A 22902-nucleotide genomic window follows, 5' to 3' on the forward strand; every position below is an offset into this window, starting at 1 on the left:
CCCCTGAGATAGATAGCTCTCATCAAAAATTCCTCCTTTACTGGGCTTGGTAATGGTAGCCACCGGCTGAACTTCTGGTTCAGTGCGCCGTTTGGCTTAGACACCTTACTTGGCTGATTTTACCCGGTTTCCCCATCCCAATAGGTTCAAATGCACTTCGAGCCCTGTATTCTGTACCCATGCGCTTTGGCGAGCGGGGCGAGTGGTATGTGGTGGGGCAGTTTGCCCTGCTGGGCCTGCTGGGGCTGGCCTTGTGGCTCACGCCTTCTGTTAGCCCGCCCTGGCTTACCGGATGGGGGCGGGGGCTGGCCTGGGTGGGCCTGGGCGTTCTGTTGCTGGCGGCCTGGCAACTGGGGCGCAACCTGACCGCGCTGCCCAAGCCGCGCACGGGGGGGTATCTGGTGCAGGAGGGGCTCTACCGCGTGGTGCGGCACCCCATCTACTGCGGGGTGCTGTTGTGGGCCATTGGCAGCAGCCTGGCGCACCTTAACCTCTGGACGGTGGGGTTGAGTACGCTCTTGTTTGGGCTGCTGAACTGGAAGGCGGCGCTCGAGGAGCGCTTTTTGGAGCAACTCTACCCCGAGTACCCGGACTACAAACGCCGGGTCAGGAAGTTGATTCCCTGGATCTATTAATCCCCAGGATACTGGCCCAGCAGCCGGTGGTGAATCTGCCGGGTCAGCCATCACGCGCTTTCACCCCTAAGTTTTGCGCTCTTTATTCAAGCAAGAGCCGGGCAGTAGGCTCATCCACGATGAGTTGGTTGAGCAAACCGCCAGCCAGGGCTCCTTTTAGGGCCTCCAGTTTGCTGCGTCCCGCAATCACACAAACCGCGTGGGTTACCCTGCGGCACGGACTCAGGTCGGGGCCGCTGGCGCGGCGGTTGATGGGGATATTTTTAAAGCTTCCGTCAGCGCGGAAAAATACCGTGGCAATATCGCCAACTACGCCCTGCCTGGTCAGCTCGGCAACGTCTTGGTCTTCGAGGTAGCCTGCCGCATAAACATAGCTGGGCACTTCGGCGTGGAGCGCACCTACGCTATAGAGCAATACGTCAGCCTGGTGCTGCAGGTCAATGGTCTGTTTCACGCTGCGTTCGCGCCACAAGGCGGTTTTGGTCTGTGGGTAATCAAAAAACGCTGGAACCGGAAACAGGTGGGCTTTAGCCCCGTAGTTCTGGGCCAGCTGTAGGATCACTTCGCTGATGTGCAAGTTGCTGATGTTGGCGGTATTGCCCGAACCATTGAGCTGGACAATTGCTACGTTGGGGGTGGGTTGGGGGATCAGGTGTCTGGAGATGGCGGCCAGGGTGGTACCCCAGGCTACCCCCAGGGTGGTTCCGGGCAGAACCAGTGTATTGAGATGGGCTCCGGCAAAGGTGGCGACCCGCTCCAGCGCATCGGCCTCGCTGGCGTTGTCGGGGACGGGCACGGTGTGGACTGCCTTGAGCTGATAGTTATCCTGAATTGCCCTGGATAGGATTTGTTTTTTTCGGCAGCATCGCTGATGCGAATTTGCACGATGCTCTGTCGTCTGGCAAAGCTTTATTGCGGTGATCGCCATGCTGGTCTTTATGGCAGTCTGGGAGCGGCACTCGTCCCCCGTAGCCCGCAAAGGGTTCCTGTCTATCAGCACCGACCGGGATGACCGGCTGTACATCGCTTTGATGGGCAGCGCCTTTATCAACCTGTTCTGGCTGGCTTTTAGCGGTGCCAGCCAGCTATGGGGGTCTTAATCAGTGCGGTCTGGATGGTTTTGGTCTTGCTCTGAGGCTAGACCCAGCCTGACACAGGCGGCTCGAGGGGCTTCCTGCTGGAGTCGGCCTGAATAGGCTCAGGAAGAGCAACAACGGAAGCAGCTATGATTAGACGAGGCAGTGTGCGTTTGGGGGTATTGGCGGTGGGCCTGATGGCCATCGCGGGTACGATGTTTGTGGCGGGCCAGGATTCGGATGCCCAGATGAAGGAGATGGAGTGCTTTATCCAGGCTGCAAAGCCCTACCGGGGCATGACCATCAACGTGTCTCGAAGACCATCACCACCCACAAATACGAGCCCGAAGTGCTGGCCAAGGCCTTTAGCGGGATCAAGGTCAAACACGACCTAATCCAAGAAGGCGATGTGAAGCAACATGGGCCATCAGGACAAATCATGGGGAGATTGATCAAACCGGTAGCACTGAGGGTAGGTTGAACCCGGCTTCTCAGGTTCAGGTTGGGCAGCGAATTGTCATGGCTTGCTTTAAAATGCGTAGCCAAACATGCCGCGCATTTTCGACAACATTCACCTCGAGCTTCTCCCCTCACTCCGAGACACGATTAAGGTATCGCACCAGGCCGACTTTTGCGTGGGTTACTTCAACCTGCGGGGTTGGTCGCAGCTTGAAGATCTGATGGGCGAGGGCCTGAGGTGTCGGCTGATGGTGGGCATGTCCGTGCCACCCGAGGAGGAGCTGCGGCAGGCCCTGCGCAGTTCGGGTGAACCCGAACTCATGGATCAGCAGACCGCCATCCGCCTGAAGCGCCGGGTGGCCGAGCACTTCCGTGAGCAACTTACCTACGGCAGCCCCACCAACCAGGACGAAGCTGCCCTGCGCCAGCTTTCCCGGCAGCTCAAGAGCCAGCAGGTGCAAGTGAAGCTATTCCTGAGGCACCCCCTGCACGCCAAGCTCTACCTGCTCCACCGCCAGGACGTGGCGGCGCCCCTGGTGGGGTTCGTGGGCTCGAGCAACCTCACCCTGGCGGGCCTGGCCAAGCAAGGGGAGCTAAATGTAGATGTGGTCGAGCAGGATGCGGCCCGAAAGCTGGCCGACTGGTTCGAGGAACGCTGGCAGGACCGCTGGTGCTGGGATATTTCGAAGGAACTGGCCCAGATTATTGACGAAAGCTGGGCCCGGGAAGTGCCCCCCACCCCCTACGAGGTATACCTGAAGATGGTCTATCACCTCTCGCAGGAGGCCCGCTCGGGGCTGGCCGAGTTCAGCGTGCCGCGCGACCTGGCGAGGGAACTGCTCGAGTTCCAGGCCGCCGCCGTGCGCATTGCCGCCCATCACCTCAACCGGCGTGGGGGGGTCATCGTTGGGGATGTGGTGGGGTTTGGCAAAACCCTGATGGCAACGGCCCTGGCCCGTGTGATGCAGGAGGACTACCTGACCGATACCCTGGTCATCTGCCCGGTCAACCTGGTGTCCATGTGGGAGGACTATCTGCACACCTACCGGGTACTGGGCCAAGTTCTGCCCCTGAGCCGGGTGACCACCGACCTGAAAGACTTGCGGCGCTACAAGGTGGTCATCGTGGACGAGAGCCACAACCTCCGCAACCGCGAGGGCAAGCGTTTCCGGGCCATACAGGAATACATCGCCCAGAACGAGAGCAAGTGCATCCTGCTTTCGGCCACGCCCTACAATAAATCGTATCTGGACATTTCGGGGCAGCTCAGGTTATTCGTACCCGAGGACAAAGACCTGGGCATCCGCCCCGAGAACCTGCTGCGCGAGCTGGGCGAGACCGAGTTCATCCGCCGCCACCAGGCTTCGGTGCGCTCCCTGGCCGCCTTTGAGAAAAGCCCCCACCCCGACGACTGGCGCGAGCTGCTGCGGCTCTTTATGGTGCGGCGCACCCGCAGTTTCATCATGCAGAACTACGCGCACTACGACCAAGAACAAAAGCGCTACTACTTGCTTTTCCCGAGTGGCGAACGCTCGTACTTTCCCACTCGAGTCCCCCGTACCCTGCGCTTTACCATCAACGACGACGACCCCCATGACCCCTACGCCCGGCTCTACTCCGAGCCGGTGGTCGAGACCATCAACAGCCTGCACCTGCCCCGCTACGGGCTGGGCGGATATGTGCTGCCCAAGCTGCCCCAGCAGCCTGGCCCAGAGGAGCAGAACCTGCTCAACAACCTCTCAAGGGCGGGCAAGCGCCTGATGGGCTTTTCCCGCACCAACCTGTTCAAGCGCCTGGAAAGCGGCGGCCCGGCCTTCTTGCAGTCGCTCCAGCGCCATGCGCTGCGCAACTTTGTATTTCTGTACGCCCTCGAGCACAACCTGCCCCTTCCCCTGGGCACCCAGGACGGCGGTCTGCTTGACCTGGCCCAGGCCAGCCGCCCCAGCGACGCCGACCTCGAGCTGACCCTGCCAGACGAAGGGGATGACCGCGAAGAAACGCTCGAGCTCCCCCAGGCCCATAGCGAGGCCGACTACCGGGCCCAAGCTCGGGAAATCTACCAGAGCTACGCCGGGCGCTCGTTCCGCTGGTTGCGCCCGGTCTTTTTTAACCAGGAGCTCCGCAAACACCTGGCTGCCGATGCCCAGGCCATCCTGGATTTACTGCGGCAGTTTGGCGAGTGGCAGCCCGAGCGCGACACCAAGCTGGCAGCCCTCCAAGACCTGCTTACCCGGCAGCACCGCACCGACAAGGTACTGGTGTTCACCCAGTTTGCCGACACCGTGGCCTACCTGAGCCAGCAACTCCACCGGCTCGGGGTGGGGCCGCTGGCCGGGGTCACCGGCGACTACCCCGACCCCGCTTCGCTGGCCTGGCGCTTCTCGCCCAGATCGAACCGCAAGGACATCCCCCCGGCCCAGGAGCTGCGGGTGCTGATTGCCACCGACGTCCTCTCCGAGGGCCAGAACCTTCAGGACGCCCACATCATCGTGAACTACGACCTGCCCTGGGCCATCATCCGCCTGATTCAGCGGGCCGGGCGGGTAGACCGCATTGGTCAGCAGGCCCCGGAGATTCGCGTCTATTCCTTCCTGCCCGCCGACGGGGTCGAGCGCATCCTGCGGTTGCGCGAGCGGGTACGCCAGCGCCTGCAAGAGAACGCCGAGGTAGTGGGAACCGACGAGGTCTTCTTCGAGGACGACCCCACCAACCAGCCCCTTGTGGACCTCTACCACGAGAAGGCCGGTCTGCTCGATGGCGACGACGAGGGCGAGGTAGACCTGGCCTCCTACGCCTTCCAGATCTGGCAGAACGCCACCAAGAACAACCCCGCCCTGAAAAAACGCATCGAGGAGATGCCCAACGTGGTTTATAGCGCCCGCCGCTATACCGCTGCTCCCCAGCGCCCGCACGGGGCGCTGGTCTACATCAAGACCACCGAGGACAACGACGCCCTGGCCTGGCTCGACGAGCAGGGCCAGCCCGTCACCCTGTCGCAGCTTCGCATCCTGCAAGCCGCCGAGTGCAGCCCCGACACCCCCACCGCCCCCCGGTACCCGAACCACCACCAACTGGTGCAGCAGGGCGTGCAGCACCTGGCCCAGGAGGAAAAAAGCGCAGGCGGGCAACTGGGTCGGCCTTCCGGGGCCCGCTTCCGCACCTATGAGCGGCTCAAACGCTACGCCGAAAAGCTGAAGGGTAGCCTGTTCGAGTCGGCAGACCTGCTCAAGGTGATTGACGAAATCTACCGCTACCCGCTGCGCGAAAGCGCCAAAGACACCCTGAACCGCCAGCTCAAAGCCGGCATCTCCGACGAGCAACTGGCCGAGCTGGCCATTGCCCTCCGCAACGAAGACCGCCTGTGCATTGTGCAGGAAGAGGCCATGGAGCGCGAGCCGCGCATCATTTGCTCGATGGGTTTGGTGAACAGCTAGGGGATACCGTATGAGTCTGAACATTGGTCTGCTTCGCAAGCATCTTCAGGGGTTCCTTTTCAAGCAACTGTTCAACGAGCTGGGCTGGAACCGGCCCACCCTGCCCCCGCAAATGCTGCCGGTGGACGACCAGACCTTCACCCTGACCCAGGTGGCCGAGCTGGCCGGGGTGCAGGTGTTCGAGGTCACTACCCCCGGCGGCCAGATTCCCGATGCCAAAACCCGCAAAAAGGTACACACCGCCGTGGCCAAGCACTACCACGAGCACCTGCTGATTTTTGTGGACGGCAGCCGGGCCCAGAGCGTGTGGTACTGGGTTCGGCGCGAGGGCCCCGGTAGCTTCCCCCGCGACCACTTCTACGACAAAAACCAGTCCGGCGACCTGCACATCTCCAAGCTCCAGGCCATGTTTGTGGACGTGGCCGAGTTCGACCAGGAGGGCAATGTTTCGGTGGTGGCGGTGGCCCACAAGCTCAAGGCCGCCCTCGATGTGGAAAAAACCACCAAGCGGTTCTTCCGCGAGTTTGCCGAGGAGCGCGGGGCCTTTGCCAGCCAGATTGAGGGCATTCCCAACGAGCGCGAGCGGGCCTGGTACGCCTCGGTGCTGCTGCACCGCCTGATGTTTATTTACTTCTTGCAGCGCAAGGGCTTTCTGGACGGTGGCAACCAGAACTACCTCCAGGACAAGCTAAAAGAAAGCCAGCAGCGCGGCCCCAACCGCTACTACAGCGAGTTCTTGCAGGCTTTGTTCTTCGAGGGCTTTGCCCACCCCAAAGAAGACCGCAGCCCCACTGCCCAGGCCCTGATTGGCGAGATTCGCTACCTGAACGGCGGCCTGTTTCTACCCCACCCGATTGAGCAAAAGTACGCTGCCATCCGCGTGCCCGACACGGCCTTTGAGAACCTGCTGGCGCTGTTTACCCGCTACTCCTGGAACCTGGACGACTCCCCCGGCGGCAAAGACAACGAAATTAACCCCGACGTGCTGGGCTACATCTTCGAGAAGTACATCAACCAGAAAGCCTTTGGGGCCTACTACACCCGCCCCGAGATTACCGAGTACCTCTGCGAGCGCACCATCTACCCGCTCATCCTGAGCAAGGTCAATGAGCCCGACCTGCCCGGCCTGCCGGGCCGCCGCTTCGACTCGGTGTCCGAGATGCTGATGCGCCTGGACAACGCCCTGGCCAAAAAGCTGGTGTTCAAGGTATTGCCCAGCCTGAAGCTGCTGGACCCGGCCTGTGGCTCGGGGGCCTTTTTGATTGCCGCCCTGAAAACCCTGCTCAACGTGTACGCCGCCGTGTTGGGCTGGATCGAGGCCCACGGCAACCCCGAGCTACAAGACTGGCTGCGCCGCGAGAAAGGCGAGCACCCCAACTTCTTTTACTTTGTGCGCAAGCGCATCATCACCGACAACCTGTTTGGCGTGGATATTATGGCCGAGGCCACCGAAATTGCCCGCCTGCGCCTGTTTTTGGCCCTGGTAGCAAGCGCCCAGCGGGTCGAGGACTTAGAACCCCTGCCCAACATAGACTTCAACATTCTGGTGGGCAACTCGCTGATTGGCCTGCTGCATGTGGACGAGGCCGAGTACAACAAGCGCAACCCCCAGCAGGGCCTTTTTAGCCGCAGCTACCCCGAGCTGGTGGCCGAGCGCCTGCGCAAGCTGGAAGCCTACCGCCACGCCGCCCAGACCCTCAAGGCCGAAGACCTGCGCGGCTTGCGCGACGACATCGAAAAAGACCGCCAGGAGGCCATCCGGGTACTCAACGAGATGCTCAAGGACGAGTTTGGCCGCCTGGGCATCAAGTACGAGCAAGCCACCTGGGACGAAGCCAACAACAAAGAAGGCAAAAGCAAAAAACGCGCGGTGACCACGCAAGACATCGAGGCCCTGCAACCCTTCCACTGGGGCTACGAGTTTAGCGAGGTGATGGCCCAGGGCGGCTTCGATGCCATCATCACCAACCCCCCGTGGGAAACTTTCAAACCCATTGACAGGGAGTTTGCATCTAGCATCACTGGTAACCTGGATCGCCGTACCAGCAACGTCAAGGAGTTCCAATCGGAATTCCACAAACTGCTCAAGAATCCCCATATCCGAAGAGAATATGAAAACTACTTGAGCAGTTTCCCCACGTGAGCGCGTATTTTCGCTCCTCTCCCCAGTACGGACACCAAGGCCGGGGTGATGTGAACCTCTACAAGCTCTTTACTGAGCTATGTGTGAATCTTTTGCGAGAGGGAGGCGTGTGTGGCACCGTCATTCCCTCTGGCATTTATAGCGATTTGGGCACAAAAGACTTGAGAGAGCTTCTGTTCCAAAAAACCCAGATAACGGGCCTGTTCTGCTTTGAGAACCGCAAAGCCATTTTTGAAGGGGTGGACAGCCGCTTCAAGTTCGTCATTCTAACCTTCGAAAAAGCAGGCCACACCCAGGCTTTTCCCGCCGCCTTTATGCGGCACGACGTGGAGGAGCTGGAATACTTCCCCCAGCAAACCGGCCTCTCTATCTCGGTAGACCTGGTGCGCCGCCTTTCGCCCGATTCGCTGAGTGTAATGGAGTTCAAGAGCGAAACCGACGTGCAAATTGCCCAAACGATGCTCGAGTTCCCGCTGCTGGGGGAGAAGCGAGAAGACACCTGGAACCTCTCGCTTACCAACGAGTTCCACATGACCAACGACAGCCACCTCTTTAAAACCTCGCCGGGGCCGGGGCGGTTGCCGCTGTATGAAGGCAAGATGATCTGGCATTTCGACTCGCGCTATGCCGAACCTCGCTACTGGGTGGATGAAAAGGAAGCCCGCAAAGCAATTCTTGGCAGAGGTGGCCAGGACTACGGGCAAACGCTCGACTACCAACGTTATCGCTTTGGATGCCGCTCCATAACTGGAACTACCAACGAGCGCACAATGGTTTGCTCGGTGATTCCGAAACAAGTTTTTTGCGGTAATTCACTACAGGTTTCTGTTCACGATAACAATGAATTGGACGAACAAGAGACCGTTTTCTTGAACGCCGTAATGAGTAGCTATTGTGTTGATTACTCCCTAAGGCAACGCGTGGCTACGCAAATGAACATGTTTTTCATTTACCAAACCCCAGTCCCCCGCCTGACCGCCTCCGACCCCCGCTTCATGCCCATCGTAACCCGCGCTGCGCGGCTTATTTGCACCACGCCGGAGTTCGACGAGCTGGCGCGGGCGGTGGGGCTGAAGGGCTACCAAGAGGGGGCTACCGACCCTGCCGAGCGGGCCCGGCTGCGGGCCGAGCTGGATGCAATGGTGGCGCACCTGTACGGGCTTACCGAGGAAGAGTTCCGGCATATTCTGAGCACCTTTCCGCTGGTGAAGGAAGAGGTGAAGGCGGCGGCGCTCGAGGAGTTTCGCAGGCAGGCCAATACGCCTCTACCGGCACTTCCGTTGAGTACGGGGAGTGGCGGGAAGAAGGCTGTGGTTCGCACCCCGCGTGAGGTGAAAACAACCACCCCACCCAAACCCGAACCGAACCCCGCAACGCCCATAGATCGGCTGGAGCCAGACGAAATTATGTGCGCCATTCGGCAGGTGTTCCAGGCCCAGGGGCCGCTCGAGCGCGACGAGGCGATAAAGGCCGTGGCACGGGAACTGGGCTACAACCGGACGGGGCCGCGTATACAGGAGGTGCTGGACGCCGCCCTGCGGACGGCGGTGCGGCGGGGCATTCTGGGAAACCAGGGCGGGGCGCTGCGGCTGCTGGTGCGCTCGGTGGAGGGCTACCAGCGGGAATTTCTAAAGGAACAGTTCCTGAGCGCCCTGGGCGGGCGGCAGTGGACCGAGCGCGAGGAAGCCATTCGGGCCTTTGCCCGCTGGATGGGCTTTGCCCGCACGGGCAGGGCCATCGAGGAAACGGCCCGCTCGCTTATAAACGGCCTCCTGCGCGAAGGGCGGCTTCAAGCCGAGGGGAGCCGGGTTCGGCGGGTGTAAGGCAGTAGAAGTTTGTGCCAAAAGTCATTCTTGATTTCAAAAATCTCTTGACAAACTGTTCCCATTGAACTACCATTCATCTTAACAACACCCGCCACGCCTTACCGGCGCACCAGGGCGGGTTATTTTTTGATGGTGATGCATGTCCCATTACAAAAAGCCTGCGCTCAGCATTACCGACCAAATTGCCCTTCTCGAGCAGCGGGGAATGGCAGTGACAGATAAAAAGTTGGCTGAACAAACCCTAAAGGTCTGCAATCTGTATCGCTTCAATGGTTACGCGCTCCACTTTTGGATAAACCCAAGCACCCGCCCTCAACAGTACCGCTCGGGTACCAGATTCGAGGATGTGCTAAATCTGATGAATTTGGACCGTGAGCTTCGGTTGCTAACCCTCGATGCCATCGAGCGACTAGAGGTTGCCGTTCGGTCAGCGATCACCTCTGAGGCCTCACTGTATTACGGCTCACCCCACTGGTATTTGGAAAGAACTGTATTCAAGGACTGGGCAAGGTACCAGCAATTTCTAACACAAGCAACCAAGGACTTCCAGCGAAGCAGGGAGATTTTTGCAGAGCACTACAAAGTCAAATATACAGAGCCCCCTCTTCCACCCTCCTGGGTACTGGCTGAGATATCTACCTTTGGCACATGGTCTCACCTGTTCGAGAATCTAAAAGAGCGCAAGCTCAGGAACCAAATTGCGCGGGTCTTCCAAATCTCCCACGAGCAGCTACAGTCCAACTTGCACATCCTGAACAATACTCGCAACCTCTGCGCCCATCATTCTCGCTTGTGGAACCGCATTTTTACTTTCACCCCTTCATTATGTCAAGCTAAAGGGGTCTCGATTCCCGTTCTTGATCATCGCTCTTACGCCGCTCAGGCAGGCATGATCTGGGTGATGCTACGTGCCATTGAACCCTCCTCGCATTGGACAAAGGAACTTCACAGCCTGATTGCTGAGTACACTATTGAACCCAAGGAAATGGGTTTCAAGCCAGGTTGGGAACACGACCCTTTCTGGAATATCTAGACTGAAAGTGAACCGCACTGGGTAAAAAGAAAAGGCAGTGCCAGTGGCAAAGCCTCCACAAGCAATGATGACATGTGGAGGCACATTTTTCTACACGTGCTTCCCTCTAATCCAGACTTGACCGTTATTCAGGGTTAAGGCTAGATAGGGGGATGAACTTACGTGAAGCCTTGGTCTCATTGAACGATCCACGCTACCAGAACCGGCGCTATCCGCTGTGGGGGGTGGTGGCATTAGTGTTGGTGGCCTTTCTGTGCCGAGTGGACTCTCTGCGGGGTGTGGCCCGCTTTGCTCAGGCCAATCCCTTCCTGTATAAGCCTCTGGGCTTGCGCAAGGCTCCAGGGCGCACCGCCATCGCCCAGCTCATCCGCCGCTTGGACCCGCAGGCGCTGAGTTCAGCCCTACAACAGGTCTTTCCCGAACTCTCCCTTCCAGCCTCTTTCCCTACCCCTACCTCTACCCTGGTCGCGGATGGCAAGGTCTTGCGAGGTAGTGCTAAAGGCGAGAGCCCGGTGGTGCGGGTGGTGGAGCTGTGGTGTGAGGAAGCCCGCCACAGCCTGACCCAAGCCCAGGTCAACAGGCGGGAGGATGAGGCTTTGCTAGGTCTGTTGGAGCGTATGGGGCTGGAGAGTTTAGCGGGTCGGGTGGTGGCGGCCGACGCGGGCTTCCTCTACCCTCAGGTGGCCGAAGCTATCCGGGCTAAGGGGAGGATTACCTGCTGAGCCTGAAAGCCAACCAAGCCCAGGCCTTGGAGGCGGTGGAGTGGTTGTTCGCTTGCCTAGACGAGCATCCTCTGCCCGGAGAAACCATCGTCCAGTGGGAAGAACTCCGAGACGGGGAGGTGTGGCGCTACCGGGCCTCGGCCTCCCCCCATCTCCCAGAGTGGCTGGACTTCCCTTTCGCCCAGCAGGCCATGCGCCTGGAGCGTTGGGTGTGGCATAAGCGCACTAAGCAGGAGCGTTACAGCGTGCACTACGCCCTGAGTAGCCTGAGACCCGAGGCGGCGGGGGCCGGGCGTCTGGGCGAACTTCTGCGCCAACGCTGGGGGGTGGAGAACCGGAACTTCTGGGTACGGGACGTGCTCTTACGCGAGGACCACGCCCAGGCCCGTGGCACCCTGGCCTTCAATCTCTGTGCCCTACGGACTTTTGTCCTGAACTCCCTCAACCACCGCAAGGTGCAGGCTAAAAAAGCTGCCCTCGAAGCCTTCTCCTTCAACCCTCTCTCCGCTTTGAGGTTCCTGGGGTTGCATACAAAGGATGTATAGCGGTCAAGTCTGCCCTCTAATCCCCCTGATAACGCCCCAGCAGCCGGTGGTGAATCTGCCGGGTGAGCCACCACACCCCCAGCACCACCGCCGGAATGGCCAGCCCGGCGGCCAGCTCGGGCGAGAGGGACAGGCCCGCTTCCTTGCCCGCTTTGAATAGGTAGTACAAGAGGCCCACCACGTAGTAGGAGATGGCCGCGATGGAGAGGCCCTCTACGGTGCGCTGGAGCTGGTACTGCATCTCCTGGCCGCGCCGGAGCTTGTTCAGCAGTTCCTGGTTCTGGGTTTCCAGGGCAATATCCACGCGGGTGCGGAGCAGCGCCCCGGCCCGCTCGATGCGCTGGGAGAGGGCCGCCAGGCGGCCTGCGGTGGACTCTACGGTGGCCATGGCCGGGCTGAAGCGGCGCTGCAAGAACTCCCCCAGGGTCTGGGTGCCGGGGATGGGGGTCTCGCGCAGCTCGGCCAGGCGGGCCTGCACCAGGGCGTGGTAGGCGGCGCTGGCGCTGAAGCGGTAGCTGTGCTCGGCGATGGCGTGCTCGACGCGGGCCGCCAGGGCCTCGAGCTCGTCCAGCAGGTCGGCATCGGCCTTGTTGGCGTCGCGGATGCGGGCGGTGATCTGGGCCAGGGCCCGCTCCGACTCCAGCAGCATGGCCCGCAGGCCCCGCGCCACCGGAAAGCCCAGCAGGGCCATCATGCGGTAGGACTCGAGGGTCAGGAGCCGGGCGGCAATCCGACCCGCGCGGGTCTCGCTGGTGCCGGGCGGGGCCACCACCACCATGCGCTCGAAGCCGTTCGGAGCTAGGCGAAAGTCGGTCACGACGCAGCTATGCCCACCCCGACCCATCACCGAGGCCACCACCGGCCCACCGCCAAACCAGGGGCGGGCCAGTTCCAGGGCCGCCTCCACCGGCCCCTCGAGCATCACCAGCTTGACCGCCGAGAGGGTCCGGCCCGGCAGGCCGCGCAGCCAGGCGGCATCCACCACCAGGTGGCCCAGCAGGTCGGTCTCGGGGGCGGCCTCGAAGGGGGGCAGGGCCTGCACCAAGGTATAGGTGCTGAACTCGGTGTGCCGCTCCCAGCGCAGGGAACCCCCGCTCAGGCGCAGCCACAGATAGGTATTGGCCAGCGGGTCCGGCCCAGGTTCCCCCAGGTCGGCCAGGCGGCGCAGGTGCTCCAGCTCGGCCTCGCGGCCCACCCCCTCGTGCCGCACCGTGACCTGCACCACCAGGGCGGGCAGGCGGATCTGGGGGGTGGGCCGGGCGTGCAGCTCGTTGTGCAGCTGCGCCCGCAGGGGGTCGTCGGGAGGGAGCACCCCCGCCTCGTGATCGGTCTCAATCCCGGAACCCACTATACCCCTCCCCCCTAAATATACCACCCGGACCCAGCGGGCCCGCTCCGAACCAGCCCCCGCCCTCAGGACAAAGCCCAGGCTTTCGGCCTGGGCGAGGATGCTTCCGGGTCTCTAACGGGTGCAGAAGGGCTTCAGCGCCTCATTGACCCGCCTCTGGGCTTCCTTGGTGGCCTCCCTCACGTCCTTGCGGCCCAGAACGACCGCCTGCTCGGCCTCTGCGATGATGTCCTTGACCTGCTGCAGGCTGTACACCGGAAGCTCGGCCTTGGCGTAGGCCAGCTGCTCTCGAGCCACCAGGGCTTGGGGCCACTTCTGCGCGTAATCCCGCATCAGGGGCAGGTTCCAGCTGGCCCGGCGGGCCGCCACGTAGCCGGAGTCCAGCGACCACTGGGCCTGTAGCTCGGGGCCGGTCATGAACTTGATGAAGCGCAGGGTGGCGTCCCGTTTGGCCGGGTCTGAGCCCTTGAACAGGTAGAAGTTGGCCCCCCCCGTAGGCACACCGTAGCGGACCAGCTTGGGTTGGAAGGCGGTTCCGAAGGGGAAGCGGGCGTTGTTGCGAATAAAGCCGAGGGAGCCGGTGGAGTGGTAGATCATCGCCACCTTGCCCGCCGCGAAGTCCCCCGGGGTGCTGCCCCAAGCGATGACCCCTTCGGGGCTAACCCCATACTTGCGGGCGAGGTCGGCCTTGAACTGCATGGCCTTGCGCACCGGCTCGGTCTCCACCAGCACCCGGCAGCCCTGGCCCGCGGGGTCATAGAGCAGCCCCCCGGCCTGAATGGTCAGGGCCTCGAGCAGCCAGGTGGAGCGGTCCTCGGTGGGGATGGCCACCCCGTAGCGCTGGACCTGGCCGGAGCTGTCCCGTTTGGTCAGGCGCTTGGCGTACTCCACCAGCTCATCCCAGGTCTGGGGGGGCTTTTCCGGATCCAGGCCCGCCTCGCGGAAGGCCTCCTTGTTGTAGTAGAGAATGGGGGTGGAGCGCTGAAACGGCAGGCTGTAGACCTTGCCCTCGAGCTTGGAGTTCATCATGAAGGCAGGGAAAAAGTCCTGCACAGCCTGCTTTAGATCGTTATCCTTAGCCATGTAGGCATCAAAGGACTCGATGGCGTCCATGGCCAGCAGGGTGTAGAGCTGCTGGGAGAGCAGTATCGCGGTGTCCGGAGGGTTCCCGGCCCGGATGGAGGCGACCACCTTGGCCTGGTTTTCCTCGTAGTTGCCGCCAAAGACGGTGTTTACCTTGATGTTGGGGTTACGCTTCTCAAACTCATTGACGTACCCCTCGATGAACCGGGCCAGCGGCCCCGCCACCCCTACGGGGTAGTAGAAGGTGAGGGTGGTTTGTTGCGCCAAACCCAGCCCCAGGACCCCCAAGATACCGAACAGCACCTTTCTTATCATGTTTTACCCCTCCTGCTAACCTTTCAGCCCACTCCGGGCAAAGGCCTCCACAAAGTTCCGTTGAAAGAACGCGAAAGCGGCCACCATCGGAAGCGCCACCAACACCGCGCCCGCCGCGATGAGCCCCCACTCCATCCCGCTCTCCGCCGAGCGGGCGAAGCTGGCAAAGCCAAGGGAGAGAACCCGCTTGTCGGTGCTTTGAAGCACCACCAAGGGCCAGAGAAACTCATTCCAGTGGTAGACCAGGCTGACCAGGGCAAACGCGGCCAGTTGCGGGCGTACCATGGGCAGCAAGATGCGCCAGAGGATCTGCCCGGAAGTGGCCCCGTCCACTCGAGCGGCCTCGATCAACTCCCGGGGAATCTGCAAGAACCCTTGACGCAGGAGGAACGCCCCGGTAGCTGAGGCCACATAGGGCAGGACCAGGGCGGTCAGGGTATCGGCCAGGCCCAGGCGTTGGATGATGAGGAAGTTGGGCAGGATCAGGGTGGAGGGCGGAAGGAAGAGCTGCACCAGGATCAGGTAAAACCAGGCGTTGCGCCCCCGGGTTTTCAGATGAGCCAAGGCAAACCCCGCCATGGTCACGGTCACCACCTGCGCCAGCAGCAGGCCGAAAGTGAACAGCAGGGTGTTCCAGTACAGCCGGGGGAAATCGGCGGAGGCCCAGGCCGTACGGAAGTTCTCCAGGGTAAATCCGCCCAGCTCCCCTCGGTTCAGCTCTGCGGTGGGGGTAAACGCGGCCAGGAGGGTGAAGCCTGCGATAACCAAGTACGGCAGGGCCAGCAGGAGGGCCGGGAGGTCCCGCCAACTTGATCGGGCGGGCGGTCGGGCAGCCCGGGGCCTGGATAGGGCCCGGCTATGCGTCATAATGCACCCCCCTTTCCAGGCGAGGTAAGGCCAGCAGGGCCAGCAGGGTAAGGGTGACCAGGAGCACCAGGGTCAGGGCTCCGGCCTGGGGGAAATCGAAGTATTCAAACCCCAGGACATACACCCGGTACAGCAGGTGGTCGGTAGCCCCTACGGGCCCCCCTTTGGTGAGCACGAAGATCTGGTCCACGCTGCGCAGGGCCGCTAGGGTGGCCATCACCCCCACGAAGAAGGTGGTGGGGGACAGCAGGGGTAAGGTGACCCGGAAGAAGCTGGCCACGCGGCCCGCCCCATCCACCCGAGCCGCCTCCACCAGCTCTTTAGGGATGGTCTGGAGCCCGGCCAGATAGTAGAGCATGTACAGGCCCGCATCCTTCAAAACCCCAATCATGGACACGCTGAGGAAGGCCCCCAGGGGATCACCCAGCGGGTTTTGCCAGCCCAGGGCCCGCAGGAACCCCTGGAGCGGTCCCAAGGGATTGAGGAGGTACAAGAACACCGCTGCAAAGGCCACGGTGGGCAGGATGACCGGGTGGAACACCAGGCTCCGGACCAGCAAGCGGATCCTCGAGTCCCCCTCTACGGCGACGGCGGCCAGAAGCCCAAGCCCAATGGAGAGGGGCACGGTGATGAGGGCGTAAAGCCCGGTAACCCGAAGGGCGTTCAGGTTTTCTGGGCTCATAAGGTTCCTGAGGCTGGGTAAGCCCTCCCAAGCCGTGAGCAGGAAGGGGAAGTAGGTAAAGCTGAGGAGAAAGAAAAGGGTTGGGATCAGAAAGATCCATGCGCCTCTCAAGGGTCTACCCATTCCAGGCGGGATGCTACCGACCCTTTGTCAAACGAGCGTCAAAGCCATCCTCTCAGGCATACAGGGCCGCACGCACCTGAAGAATTTCTCATCCATCTCATTTTTTCTTCGAGAAAACTGTGCCGTAGCAAATATAAACCAGCGTTTCATAAGTGAAACAATGGAGGGCGATGAAAGAACCCCCGACTACCCCCGCCGTACATGTGGCCCTTCGAATCCTGGATGTGCTAGCCCGTGCCGACCAACCCCTCACCCTTTCTCAGGTCAGCCGGCAGACCGGGGCGCCCAAGGCCTCAGTGTATCGAACCCTCTCTTCTCTGCATGCAGAGCGGATGGTCGAGATGGAGCAGGGGGGGTACCGCATCGGCCCCAAGGTGCTGGAGTACAGCGCGGCTTACGCCCGTAATCTGGACATCGTGCAGGTGTTTCAGCGGGTCGCCGCGCAGATCGTCCAGGAAATTGACGAAACCGTGCAGATCGCCCGCCTCGAGCAGCAGGAGGTCGTTTTCATCGCCAAGGTGGACTGCTCCCGGCTGGTTCGCCCGGCCACCTTTGTGGGGCGGCGGGTTCCGGCTTTCGCAACCGCTGTGGGCAAGGTGCTCCTAGCGGAGAAGCGGGAGGAGGAGCTTTTTGGGCTGTTCCCTCAAGAGCTGTTGCCAAAGCTCACGCCCTACACCATCCCCTCTCGCCATGAGCTTTTCAAAGAGCTCATGCGGGTGCGCGAGCGGGGCTATGCCAGTACCCGCCAGGAAAGCACCCGCAACCTGTGCTGCTTAGGGGCGCCGGTTCGCGACGGTTCGGGCCAGGCCATCGCGGCCCTGAGCGTGTGCATGGCGACCGAGGAGCCCGAGCCTGAGCGGCGGGATCGGGCGCTGCAGTTTCTGTTATGGGGTGCAAAGGAGATCTCTGCGCGGTTGGGCTGGTTCGAGACCGAAGAGAAGATCCTTGAACCAAGCTGAAAGGTGAGGAGAGTCGTATGAAGAGAGCACTTTGGGGGCTGTTGGCGGCAGCGGGCGTAGGTTTGGTAGCAGGGGCCATGGCGCAGAGCCCGTCGGCGTACTGCGCCTCGGGCAAACCGGTGAAGTTTGCCGGGATCACCTGGGAAAGCGGCCAGTTCACCACCGAGCTGGTTCGTTACATCCTGGAAAAAGGCTATGGCTGCAAGACCGAGGTGGTACCGGGCAGCACCGCCGTCACCGAGACCGCGCTGGTCGCGGGGGACCTGCAGATCTGGGCCGAGCAGTGGGAAGGCGTAAGCGCCATTGTCAACAAGGGCATTGCTGAGGGCAAGGTGCGGCTGGTGGGCGACATTCTGGATGGGGGTACGATCGAGGGATGGTTTGTCCCCACCTATGTCATCAAGGGCGACCCCAAGCGTAATATCAAACCCATGGCCCCTGATCTGAAATCCGTGGCCGACCTGGTCAAGTACAAGTCCCTGTTCAAGGACGATGAGCGGCCCAATATGGGGCGTTTTTATAACTGCCCGGTAGGCTGGGCTTGCGAGAAGACCAACAACCAGAAGCTGATCGCCTACGGGCTGGACAAGGACTTTGTGAACTTCAAGCCGGGCAACGGGGCCGGGCTCGATGCGGCCATCGCGGGCGCGTATGAGAAGGGCCAGCCCATCGTGTTTTACTACTGGGCCCCCACCGGATTCATGTCCCGCTTTGACTTCACCCAGCTGCAAGAGCCCAAGTACAACGAGGTCTGCTACAAGACCCTGACCGACCCGGCCAATCCCAAGCCCTGCGGCTCCGCTACGCCCTCCACCAAGCTCAAGTTTGGGGTATCCAACACCCTGCCCGCCAGCGATGCCATCAACGCGCTCTTGGGCAAGGTCCAGTTCCCGCTGGCCTTCTTCAACAAGGTGATCTCCGAGATCAGCGATGCCAAAAAGCCCCCCGCGCAGGTGGCCAAGGAGTTCTTGATCGGCCAGGAGGCCCTCTGGACCAAGTGGGTACCGGCGGATGTGGCCGCCAAAGTGCAGGCCAGCCTCAAGTGACCATAACCAGGGGGTGGGGATAGGGAACCCAGAACGCTGGGGATTCCTTGCTCCCCCCTCCCCTCTCTAGGGATGCCATGTTCATCAACATCAGCTTCGCCCCGGTCGAAACCGCCTTCCGTGAGTTCGTAAGCCACTACGGCTTTATCTTTGATGCCATCAAGGGGGTCTTGCTCCAGGTCTTTCTGGTACCGCTCGAGGATGCCCTGCGGGGAGCCCCCCCCTGGCTGATCCTGCTGGGGGTGGGCCTGATCGCCTACCACGCCACCCGACACTGGCTGCCCCCCTTGTTTTATGTGTTGTGCTTGTATCTGGTGGGGTGTTTCGGGTTGTGGGACAAGCTGATGTCCACCACCGCGCTGATGCTGGTCTCCACCGCGATCTGCGTGGTGTTCGGGATCCCCATCGGGATTCTGATCTCGCGCAGCAACTGGCTACGGGCCATCGCCCTCCCCATCCTCGATGTGATGCAGACCATGCCCAGCTTCGTCTACCTGATACCCATGATCTTCCTGTGGGGGGTGGGGCAGGTCTCGGCCATTTTCGCCATCGTGGTGTACGCCATTCCGCCGCTGATCCGCCTGACCGACCTGGGCATCCGCCAGGTGGACCGGGAGGTGGTGGAGGCCGCGACCTCCTTTGGCACCACCCCCTGGCAGCTGCTGCTCAATGTGCAGCTGCCGCTGGCCCGGCCCAGCATCATGGCCGGCATCAACCAGACCGTGATGATGGCCCTGGCCATGGTGGTGCTGGCCACCCTGATCGGGGCCCGCGGCCTGGGCGAGACCGTGAACCAGGGGATTGCTAACCTCGAGATCGGCACCGGGCTGCAGGGCGGGGTGGCCATCGTGCTGCTGGCCATCGTGATTGACCGAATCACCCAGGCCTATGGCATGGACGCCCGCCAACGCCGCCAGCGCCTGCTCAAAGGGGGTAGTTTTGCCAACTTCCAGCGCACCACCGGGGAGAAGGCATGAACAAGATCGAGGTGCGTCAGGTCTATAAAGTCTTTGGCGCCCAGGAAAAGGCCGGCCTGGCCCTGGCGCTGCAGGGCCTTGGGAAGGACAAAGTCCTGTATCAAACCAGCTGCACCCTCGCCCTGCAAGACGTCACCCTTTCCATTCCAGCCGGGCAGGTTTTCGTGATCATGGGGCTTTCGGGCTCGGGCAAGTCCACCCTGATCCGGCTCTTCAATGGGCTGATCCGGCCCAGCGCCGGCGAGATCCTGCTGGACGGGCAGGATGTGGCCAGACTGGACGCCAGGGGCCTGCGGGAGCTGCGGCGGCACAAGGTCAGCATGGTGTTCCAGGGCTTCGGCCTACTGCCCCACAAGACCACCCTCGAGAACGCCGCCTTCGCCCTCCTGACCCGAGGGGAGCCCAAGGACAAGGCCCTGGAGGCCGGGCGGCTGTGGCTCGATCGGGTCGGGCTCAAGGGCTATGAGGCCAAATATCCCGATGAACTCTCGGGCGGGATGCGGCAGCGGGTGGGCCTGGCCCGGGCCCTGGCCGCCGATCCCGAGGTGCTGCTGATGGACGAGGCCTTCAGCGCCCTGGACCCGCTCATCCGCACCGACATGCAGGACCAGCTCCTGCAGCTGCAAAAGGACCTGCACAAGACCATCATCTTTGTCACCCACGACCTCGACGAGGCCCTGCGCATCGGCAACCAGATCGCCATCCTCTACCACGGGCGGCTGGTGCAGGTCGGCTCGCCGCAGGAGATCCTGACCCGGCCCGCCAACGACTATGTGCGGCGCTTCGTGGAGAAGCGGGCGGGCCAACCCCAAGCGGCCCCCGCGGAGGGTCCCGCCAGCGGCTAAGGGCTCGCCGGCCTCGAGCGATCCGGGCAACCGCGGCTCCCCCCCAACCAATTGCTGAAACACGGTTTTATCTATGGAACAAATCCTCAACTTCCCACACAGGAGGCCCAGGGCATGACCTCCCTCACCCAGACCGATTGGCGAAGCCTGGCCCGCACCCTCCGGCCCCGGCGGCAGGCTTTCATCGATGGCCGGTTCGTCGACGCCCTTTCGGGCCGAACCTTCCCGGCCTACAACCCGGCCACCGGCGAGGTGATCGCCGAGGTGGCCGCTTGCGATGCGGCGGACGTGGACCGAGCGGTGCGAGCGGCCCGACGGGCTTTTGAGTCGGGGGTCTGGCGCGACCTCAAGCCGGCCGAGCGCAAGGCGGTTTTGCTGCGCTGGGCCGGGCTGATCCGCGAGAATCTACCGGAGCTGGCCCTGCTGGAGACGCTGGATACCGGCAAGGCCATCAAGGAGAGCCTGAGCGTGGACGTGCCCTCCGCCGCGGCGGCCATCCAGTGGTACGCCGAGACCATCGACAAGCTCTATGACGAGATCGCCCCCAATGGCCCCTCGAGCCTGGTGATGGTCACCCGCGAGCCGGTGGGGGTGGTGGCGGGGGTGATCCCCTGGAACTATCCCCTGATCATCGCCAGCTGGAAGATCGGCCCGGCGCTGGCGGCGGGGAACTCCATGATCCTCAAACCGGCGGAGGAGGCCAGCCTCTCCGCCCTCAAGCTGGCCGAGCTGGCCCAGGAGGCCGGCCTCCCGGATGGGGTGTTCAACGTGGTGCCGGGGCTGGGCCCCGAGGCTGGCCAGGCCATCGGTCTGCACCCGGACATCGATGCGGTGCTCTTCACCGGCTCCACCGAGGTGGGCCGGAAGTTCCTGGAGTACAGCGCCCGCTCCAACCTGAAGCGGGTGGGCCTCGAGCTGGGCGGCAAGAGCCCCCACATCGTAACCGCGGACGCCGACCTGGAGAAAGCGGCCATGTACGTGGCCTACGCCATCTGGTACAACCTGGGCCAGACCTGCAACGCCGGCTCGCGGCTGATCATAGAGCAGAGCGTGAAGGAGCGCTTCCTGGAGCTGCTGCGGCCCTGGGCCCAGCGCCTTTATCCCGGCGACCCGCTCGAGCCCACCACCGAGCTGGGCGCCCTGATCAGCGCCGAGCACCTGGACCGGGTCCGGGGCTACATCGAGCTGGGGCAGCGGGAGGGCGCGGAGGTGGCCATCGGGGGCCGGCAGATCGGCCAGGAGCGGGGCGGGTGGTACCTGGAGCCCACCGTGCTGGTGGGGGTGAAAAACGACATGCGGGTGGCCCGCGAGGAGATCTTCGGCCCGGTGCTGAGCGTGCTGGAGTTCGACCGCCTGGAGGAGGCGGTGGCCATCGCCAACGACTCCCCCTACGGCCTGGCCGCGGCCCTGTGGTGCCGGGACATCAGCACCGCCCACCGCACCGCCCGCCAGCTCCGGGCCGGAACGGTCTGGGTCAACGCCTTCGACCACACCTCCATCAATGCGCCCTTCGGCGGCTACAAGCAGTCCGGGCACGGGCGCGACAAGAGCCTGCACGCCTTCGACAAGGTAACCGAGCTCAAGACCACCTGGGTGGAGCTGCACTGAGCCGACCGGGACGAAAGGAACCCTTCCATGCAGACCTATGAACTTGGCAAGGTGCCGCCCATCCGGGTTGGCAGCACGGCCCTCGAGGGGCTCTCGGAGCGGGTCCGGGCCCTGGGGGGCCGGAGCGTGGCCCTGGTGCTGGACACGGCGGTGGCCCAGGGCCCTTACATGGAGCGCCTCGAGGCCGCCCTCCAGGGGCTGCCGACCACCCGCTACCGGGTGCCGCCCGGCGAGCCCACGGTGGACGTGGTCAACCAGGCCGCCGCGCAGGCCCGCGGGCTGGAGGAACCGGTGGTGATGGGGGTGGGGGGTGGGTCGGCCCTGGACACCGCCAAGCAGGTGGCCGGGGTGATCGCCGCCCCGCACCCCATCGAGCACTACCTGCTCTGTGCGAATCCCTGGGCCGGGCGCAGGCCCATCATCGCCCTGCCGACCACCGCCGGCACCGGCTCCGAGGTGACCCGCACCTGCATCGTGAGCGACGCCCAGGGCCGCAAGCTGTGGACCTGGGGGGACGAGCTCCTGCCCGACCTGGTGATCCTGGACCCCCAGGCCACCGTTTCCATGCCCCGCTGGGTCACGGTCTCGACCGGCCTGGATGCCCTGGTGCACGCCCTCGAGGCCGCCACCGGCCAGCGCAGCAACGCCATCTCGACCGGGGTGGCGCTGCAGGCCCTGCGGCTGGTGCTGCGGCACCTGCCCACCGCGGTCCGGGAACCACAGAACCTGCAAGCCCGCCAGGGGATGCAGGAAGCGGCCCTGCTGGCGGGGATGGCCATTGACAGCTGCGGCACCGGCATCGCCCACAACATCGGGCACGCCCTGGGCACGCTCTACCACCTGCCCCACGGGATCGCGGTCACGCTGGCGCTGGAGGCGGCCCTGCCCTGGAACCTGGCGGGCTGTGAGGCCCGCTACGCCGAGGCGGCTCTGGCCTGGGGGGTGGAGCCCCGCGCCCTGCCCCAGGCCTTTGGGGCCCTGTTGCAGCAGGTGGGGTTTGCCGAGACGATGCGGGCCCTGGCGGCGCCCACCCTGGACCCAGACGCCCTGGTTCAGGCCATGCAGGCCCCTGAAAACCAGCCCATGTGGCGCAACAACGCGCGGGTCCCCCGCCCCGAGGAGGGCCCCCAGCTGGCCCGGCGGACGGTGCAGGCCTGGCAGGCCTACCGGGGGTAA

The 22902-nt window shown here is 62.9% G+C and carries 19 protein-coding genes; 14 read left to right on the top strand and 5 right to left on the bottom strand.

Going from position 1 to position 22902, the window contains the following annotated elements; translation table 11 throughout:
* The first annotated feature begins 179 nt into the window (after positions 1–179).
* Entirely contained in the window at positions 180–635 is a 456-nt protein-coding gene (locus tag Mgrana_RS06815; protein WP_119356859.1) for a methyltransferase family protein, read from the top strand.
* 82 nt (positions 636–717) lie between these two features.
* Here Mgrana_RS06815 and Mgrana_RS06820 read toward each other — a convergent pair whose 3' ends face one another.
* Complete coding sequence (locus tag Mgrana_RS06820) at positions 718–1563, bottom strand: sugar-binding transcriptional regulator (RefSeq protein WP_170146419.1); 846 nt, start codon at positions 1561–1563, stop codon at positions 718–720.
* Between Mgrana_RS06820 and Mgrana_RS06825 the strand changes: the two genes are divergently transcribed.
* The 7 genes from Mgrana_RS06825 to Mgrana_RS06855 all read left to right on the top strand — a co-directional run bounded on the left by Mgrana_RS06825 (position 1547) and on the right by Mgrana_RS06855 (position 11873).
* Positions 1547–1735 carry a DUF2160 family membrane protein gene (locus Mgrana_RS06825; protein WP_338067259.1) on the top strand — a complete coding sequence of 63 codons (189 nt, stop codon included), beginning with the start codon at positions 1547–1549 and terminating at the stop codon, positions 1733–1735. The genes Mgrana_RS06820 and Mgrana_RS06825 overlap by 17 nt on opposite strands.
* A gap of 524 nt (positions 1736–2259) precedes the next feature.
* The gene (locus tag Mgrana_RS06835) at positions 2260–5604 is read left to right on the top strand and encodes a helicase-related protein (protein WP_119356862.1); all 3345 of its coding nucleotides are present in this window, start codon (positions 2260–2262) and stop codon (positions 5602–5604) included.
* Between the two features lie 10 nt (positions 5605–5614).
* Positions 5615–7747, top strand: a complete 2133-nt coding sequence (locus tag Mgrana_RS16945) for an Eco57I restriction-modification methylase domain-containing protein (protein WP_186813126.1) — start codon at positions 5615–5617, stop codon at positions 7745–7747.
* The gene (locus tag Mgrana_RS16950) at positions 7744–9570 is read left to right on the top strand and encodes an Eco57I restriction-modification methylase domain-containing protein (RefSeq protein ID WP_371862082.1); all 1827 of its coding nucleotides are present in this window, start codon (positions 7744–7746) and stop codon (positions 9568–9570) included. The genes Mgrana_RS16945 and Mgrana_RS16950 overlap by 4 nt, the downstream gene beginning before the upstream one ends.
* Positions 9571–9712: 142 nt before the next feature.
* Positions 9713–10606, top strand: coding sequence for an Abi family protein (locus Mgrana_RS06845; protein ID WP_119356863.1), 894 nt, complete (start codon positions 9713–9715; stop codon positions 10604–10606).
* 152 nt (positions 10607–10758) lie between these two features.
* Positions 10759–11328: a transposase family protein gene (locus Mgrana_RS06850; protein WP_119356864.1), complete on the top strand. Its 570-nt coding sequence runs from the start codon at positions 10759–10761 to the stop codon at positions 11326–11328.
* A gap of 35 nt (positions 11329–11363) precedes the next feature.
* Complete coding sequence (locus Mgrana_RS06855; protein ID WP_119356865.1) at positions 11364–11873, top strand: DDE transposase family protein; 510 nt, start codon at positions 11364–11366, stop codon at positions 11871–11873.
* Between the two features lie 16 nt (positions 11874–11889).
* On the opposite strand, the gene Mgrana_RS06860 is transcribed toward Mgrana_RS06855, so the two are convergent.
* From Mgrana_RS06860 to Mgrana_RS06875, 4 genes are all read right to left on the bottom strand, one after another.
* Complete coding sequence (locus tag Mgrana_RS06860; RefSeq protein ID WP_119356866.1) at positions 11890–13221, bottom strand: DUF3422 family protein; 1332 nt, start codon at positions 13219–13221, stop codon at positions 11890–11892.
* Between the two features lie 114 nt (positions 13222–13335).
* Positions 13336–14619 carry an ABC transporter substrate-binding protein gene (locus Mgrana_RS06865; protein ID WP_119356867.1) on the bottom strand — a complete coding sequence of 428 codons (1284 nt, stop codon included), beginning with the start codon at positions 14617–14619 and terminating at the stop codon, positions 13336–13338.
* A gap of 15 nt (positions 14620–14634) precedes the next feature.
* Positions 14635–15486 (bottom strand): carbohydrate ABC transporter permease, encoded by an 852-nt coding sequence (locus Mgrana_RS06870; protein WP_119356868.1) that lies wholly within the window; start codon positions 15484–15486, stop codon positions 14635–14637.
* Complete coding sequence (locus Mgrana_RS06875) at positions 15476–16168, bottom strand: carbohydrate ABC transporter permease (protein WP_170146420.1); 693 nt, start codon at positions 16166–16168, stop codon at positions 15476–15478. The genes Mgrana_RS06870 and Mgrana_RS06875 overlap by 11 nt, the downstream gene beginning before the upstream one ends.
* Before the next feature lie 293 nt (positions 16169–16461).
* On the opposite strand from Mgrana_RS06875, the gene Mgrana_RS06880 reads away from it, so the two are divergent.
* From Mgrana_RS06880 to Mgrana_RS06905, 6 genes are all read left to right on the top strand, one after another.
* Complete coding sequence (locus Mgrana_RS06880; protein WP_119356870.1) at positions 16462–17250, top strand: IclR family transcriptional regulator; 789 nt, start codon at positions 16462–16464, stop codon at positions 17248–17250.
* Between the two features lie 17 nt (positions 17251–17267).
* Positions 17268–18296: an ABC transporter substrate-binding protein gene (locus Mgrana_RS06885; protein WP_119356871.1), complete on the top strand. Its 1029-nt coding sequence runs from the start codon at positions 17268–17270 to the stop codon at positions 18294–18296.
* Positions 18297–18373: 77 nt separating this feature from the next.
* Positions 18374–19273, top strand: a complete 900-nt coding sequence (locus Mgrana_RS06890) for an ABC transporter permease (protein WP_119356872.1) — start codon at positions 18374–18376, stop codon at positions 19271–19273.
* On the top strand, positions 19270–20118 hold the full coding sequence (locus Mgrana_RS06895; RefSeq protein ID WP_119356873.1) for a quaternary amine ABC transporter ATP-binding protein: 849 nt from the start codon (positions 19270–19272) through the stop codon (positions 20116–20118). The genes Mgrana_RS06890 and Mgrana_RS06895 overlap by 4 nt, the downstream gene beginning before the upstream one ends.
* 114 nt (positions 20119–20232) lie before the next feature.
* Positions 20233–21726, top strand: coding sequence for an aldehyde dehydrogenase (locus tag Mgrana_RS06900; protein ID WP_119356874.1), 1494 nt, complete (start codon positions 20233–20235; stop codon positions 21724–21726).
* Positions 21727–21753: 27 nt separating this feature from the next.
* Complete coding sequence (locus tag Mgrana_RS06905) at positions 21754–22902, top strand: iron-containing alcohol dehydrogenase (RefSeq protein WP_119356875.1); 1149 nt, start codon at positions 21754–21756, stop codon at positions 22900–22902.

Origin of the sequence: Meiothermus granaticius NBRC 107808, from assembly GCF_003574355.1 — a bacterium.
GTDB lineage: Bacteria > Deinococcota > Deinococci > Deinococcales > Thermaceae > Meiothermus > Meiothermus granaticius.

What these genes read in the sequence shown, in the direction of transcription:
- Mgrana_RS16945 (WP_186813126.1), top strand. Translation starts at nt 5,615, where the DNA reads ATGAGTCTGAACATTGGTCTGCTTCGCAAGCATCTTCAGGGGTTCCTT.
- Mgrana_RS06845 (WP_119356863.1), top strand. Translation starts at nt 9,713, where the DNA reads ATGTCCCATTACAAAAAGCCTGCGCTCAGCATTACCGACCAAATTGCC.
- Mgrana_RS06820 (WP_170146419.1), bottom strand. Translation starts at nt 1,563, where the DNA reads ATGGCGATCACCGCAATAAAGCTTTGCCAGACGACAGAGCATCGTGCA.
- Mgrana_RS06815 (WP_119356859.1), top strand. Translation starts at nt 180, where the DNA reads ATGCGCTTTGGCGAGCGGGGCGAGTGGTATGTGGTGGGGCAGTTTGCC.
- Mgrana_RS06890 (WP_119356872.1), top strand. Translation starts at nt 18,374, where the DNA reads ATGTTCATCAACATCAGCTTCGCCCCGGTCGAAACCGCCTTCCGTGAG.
- Mgrana_RS06905 (WP_119356875.1), top strand. Translation starts at nt 21,754, where the DNA reads ATGCAGACCTATGAACTTGGCAAGGTGCCGCCCATCCGGGTTGGCAGC.
- Mgrana_RS06885 (WP_119356871.1), top strand. Translation starts at nt 17,268, where the DNA reads ATGAAGAGAGCACTTTGGGGGCTGTTGGCGGCAGCGGGCGTAGGTTTG.
- Mgrana_RS06875 (WP_170146420.1), bottom strand. Translation starts at nt 16,168, where the DNA reads ATGAGCCCAGAAAACCTGAACGCCCTTCGGGTTACCGGGCTTTACGCC.
- Mgrana_RS06880 (WP_119356870.1), top strand. Translation starts at nt 16,462, where the DNA reads ATGAAAGAACCCCCGACTACCCCCGCCGTACATGTGGCCCTTCGAATC.
- Mgrana_RS06870 (WP_119356868.1), bottom strand. Translation starts at nt 15,486, where the DNA reads ATGACGCATAGCCGGGCCCTATCCAGGCCCCGGGCTGCCCGACCGCCC.
- Mgrana_RS06895 (WP_119356873.1), top strand. Translation starts at nt 19,270, where the DNA reads ATGAACAAGATCGAGGTGCGTCAGGTCTATAAAGTCTTTGGCGCCCAG.
- Mgrana_RS06835 (WP_119356862.1), top strand. Translation starts at nt 2,260, where the DNA reads ATGCCGCGCATTTTCGACAACATTCACCTCGAGCTTCTCCCCTCACTC.
- Mgrana_RS06865 (WP_119356867.1), bottom strand. Translation starts at nt 14,619, where the DNA reads ATGATAAGAAAGGTGCTGTTCGGTATCTTGGGGGTCCTGGGGCTGGGT.
- Mgrana_RS06850 (WP_119356864.1), top strand. Translation starts at nt 10,759, where the DNA reads ATGAACTTACGTGAAGCCTTGGTCTCATTGAACGATCCACGCTACCAG.
- Mgrana_RS06900 (WP_119356874.1), top strand. Translation starts at nt 20,233, where the DNA reads ATGACCTCCCTCACCCAGACCGATTGGCGAAGCCTGGCCCGCACCCTC.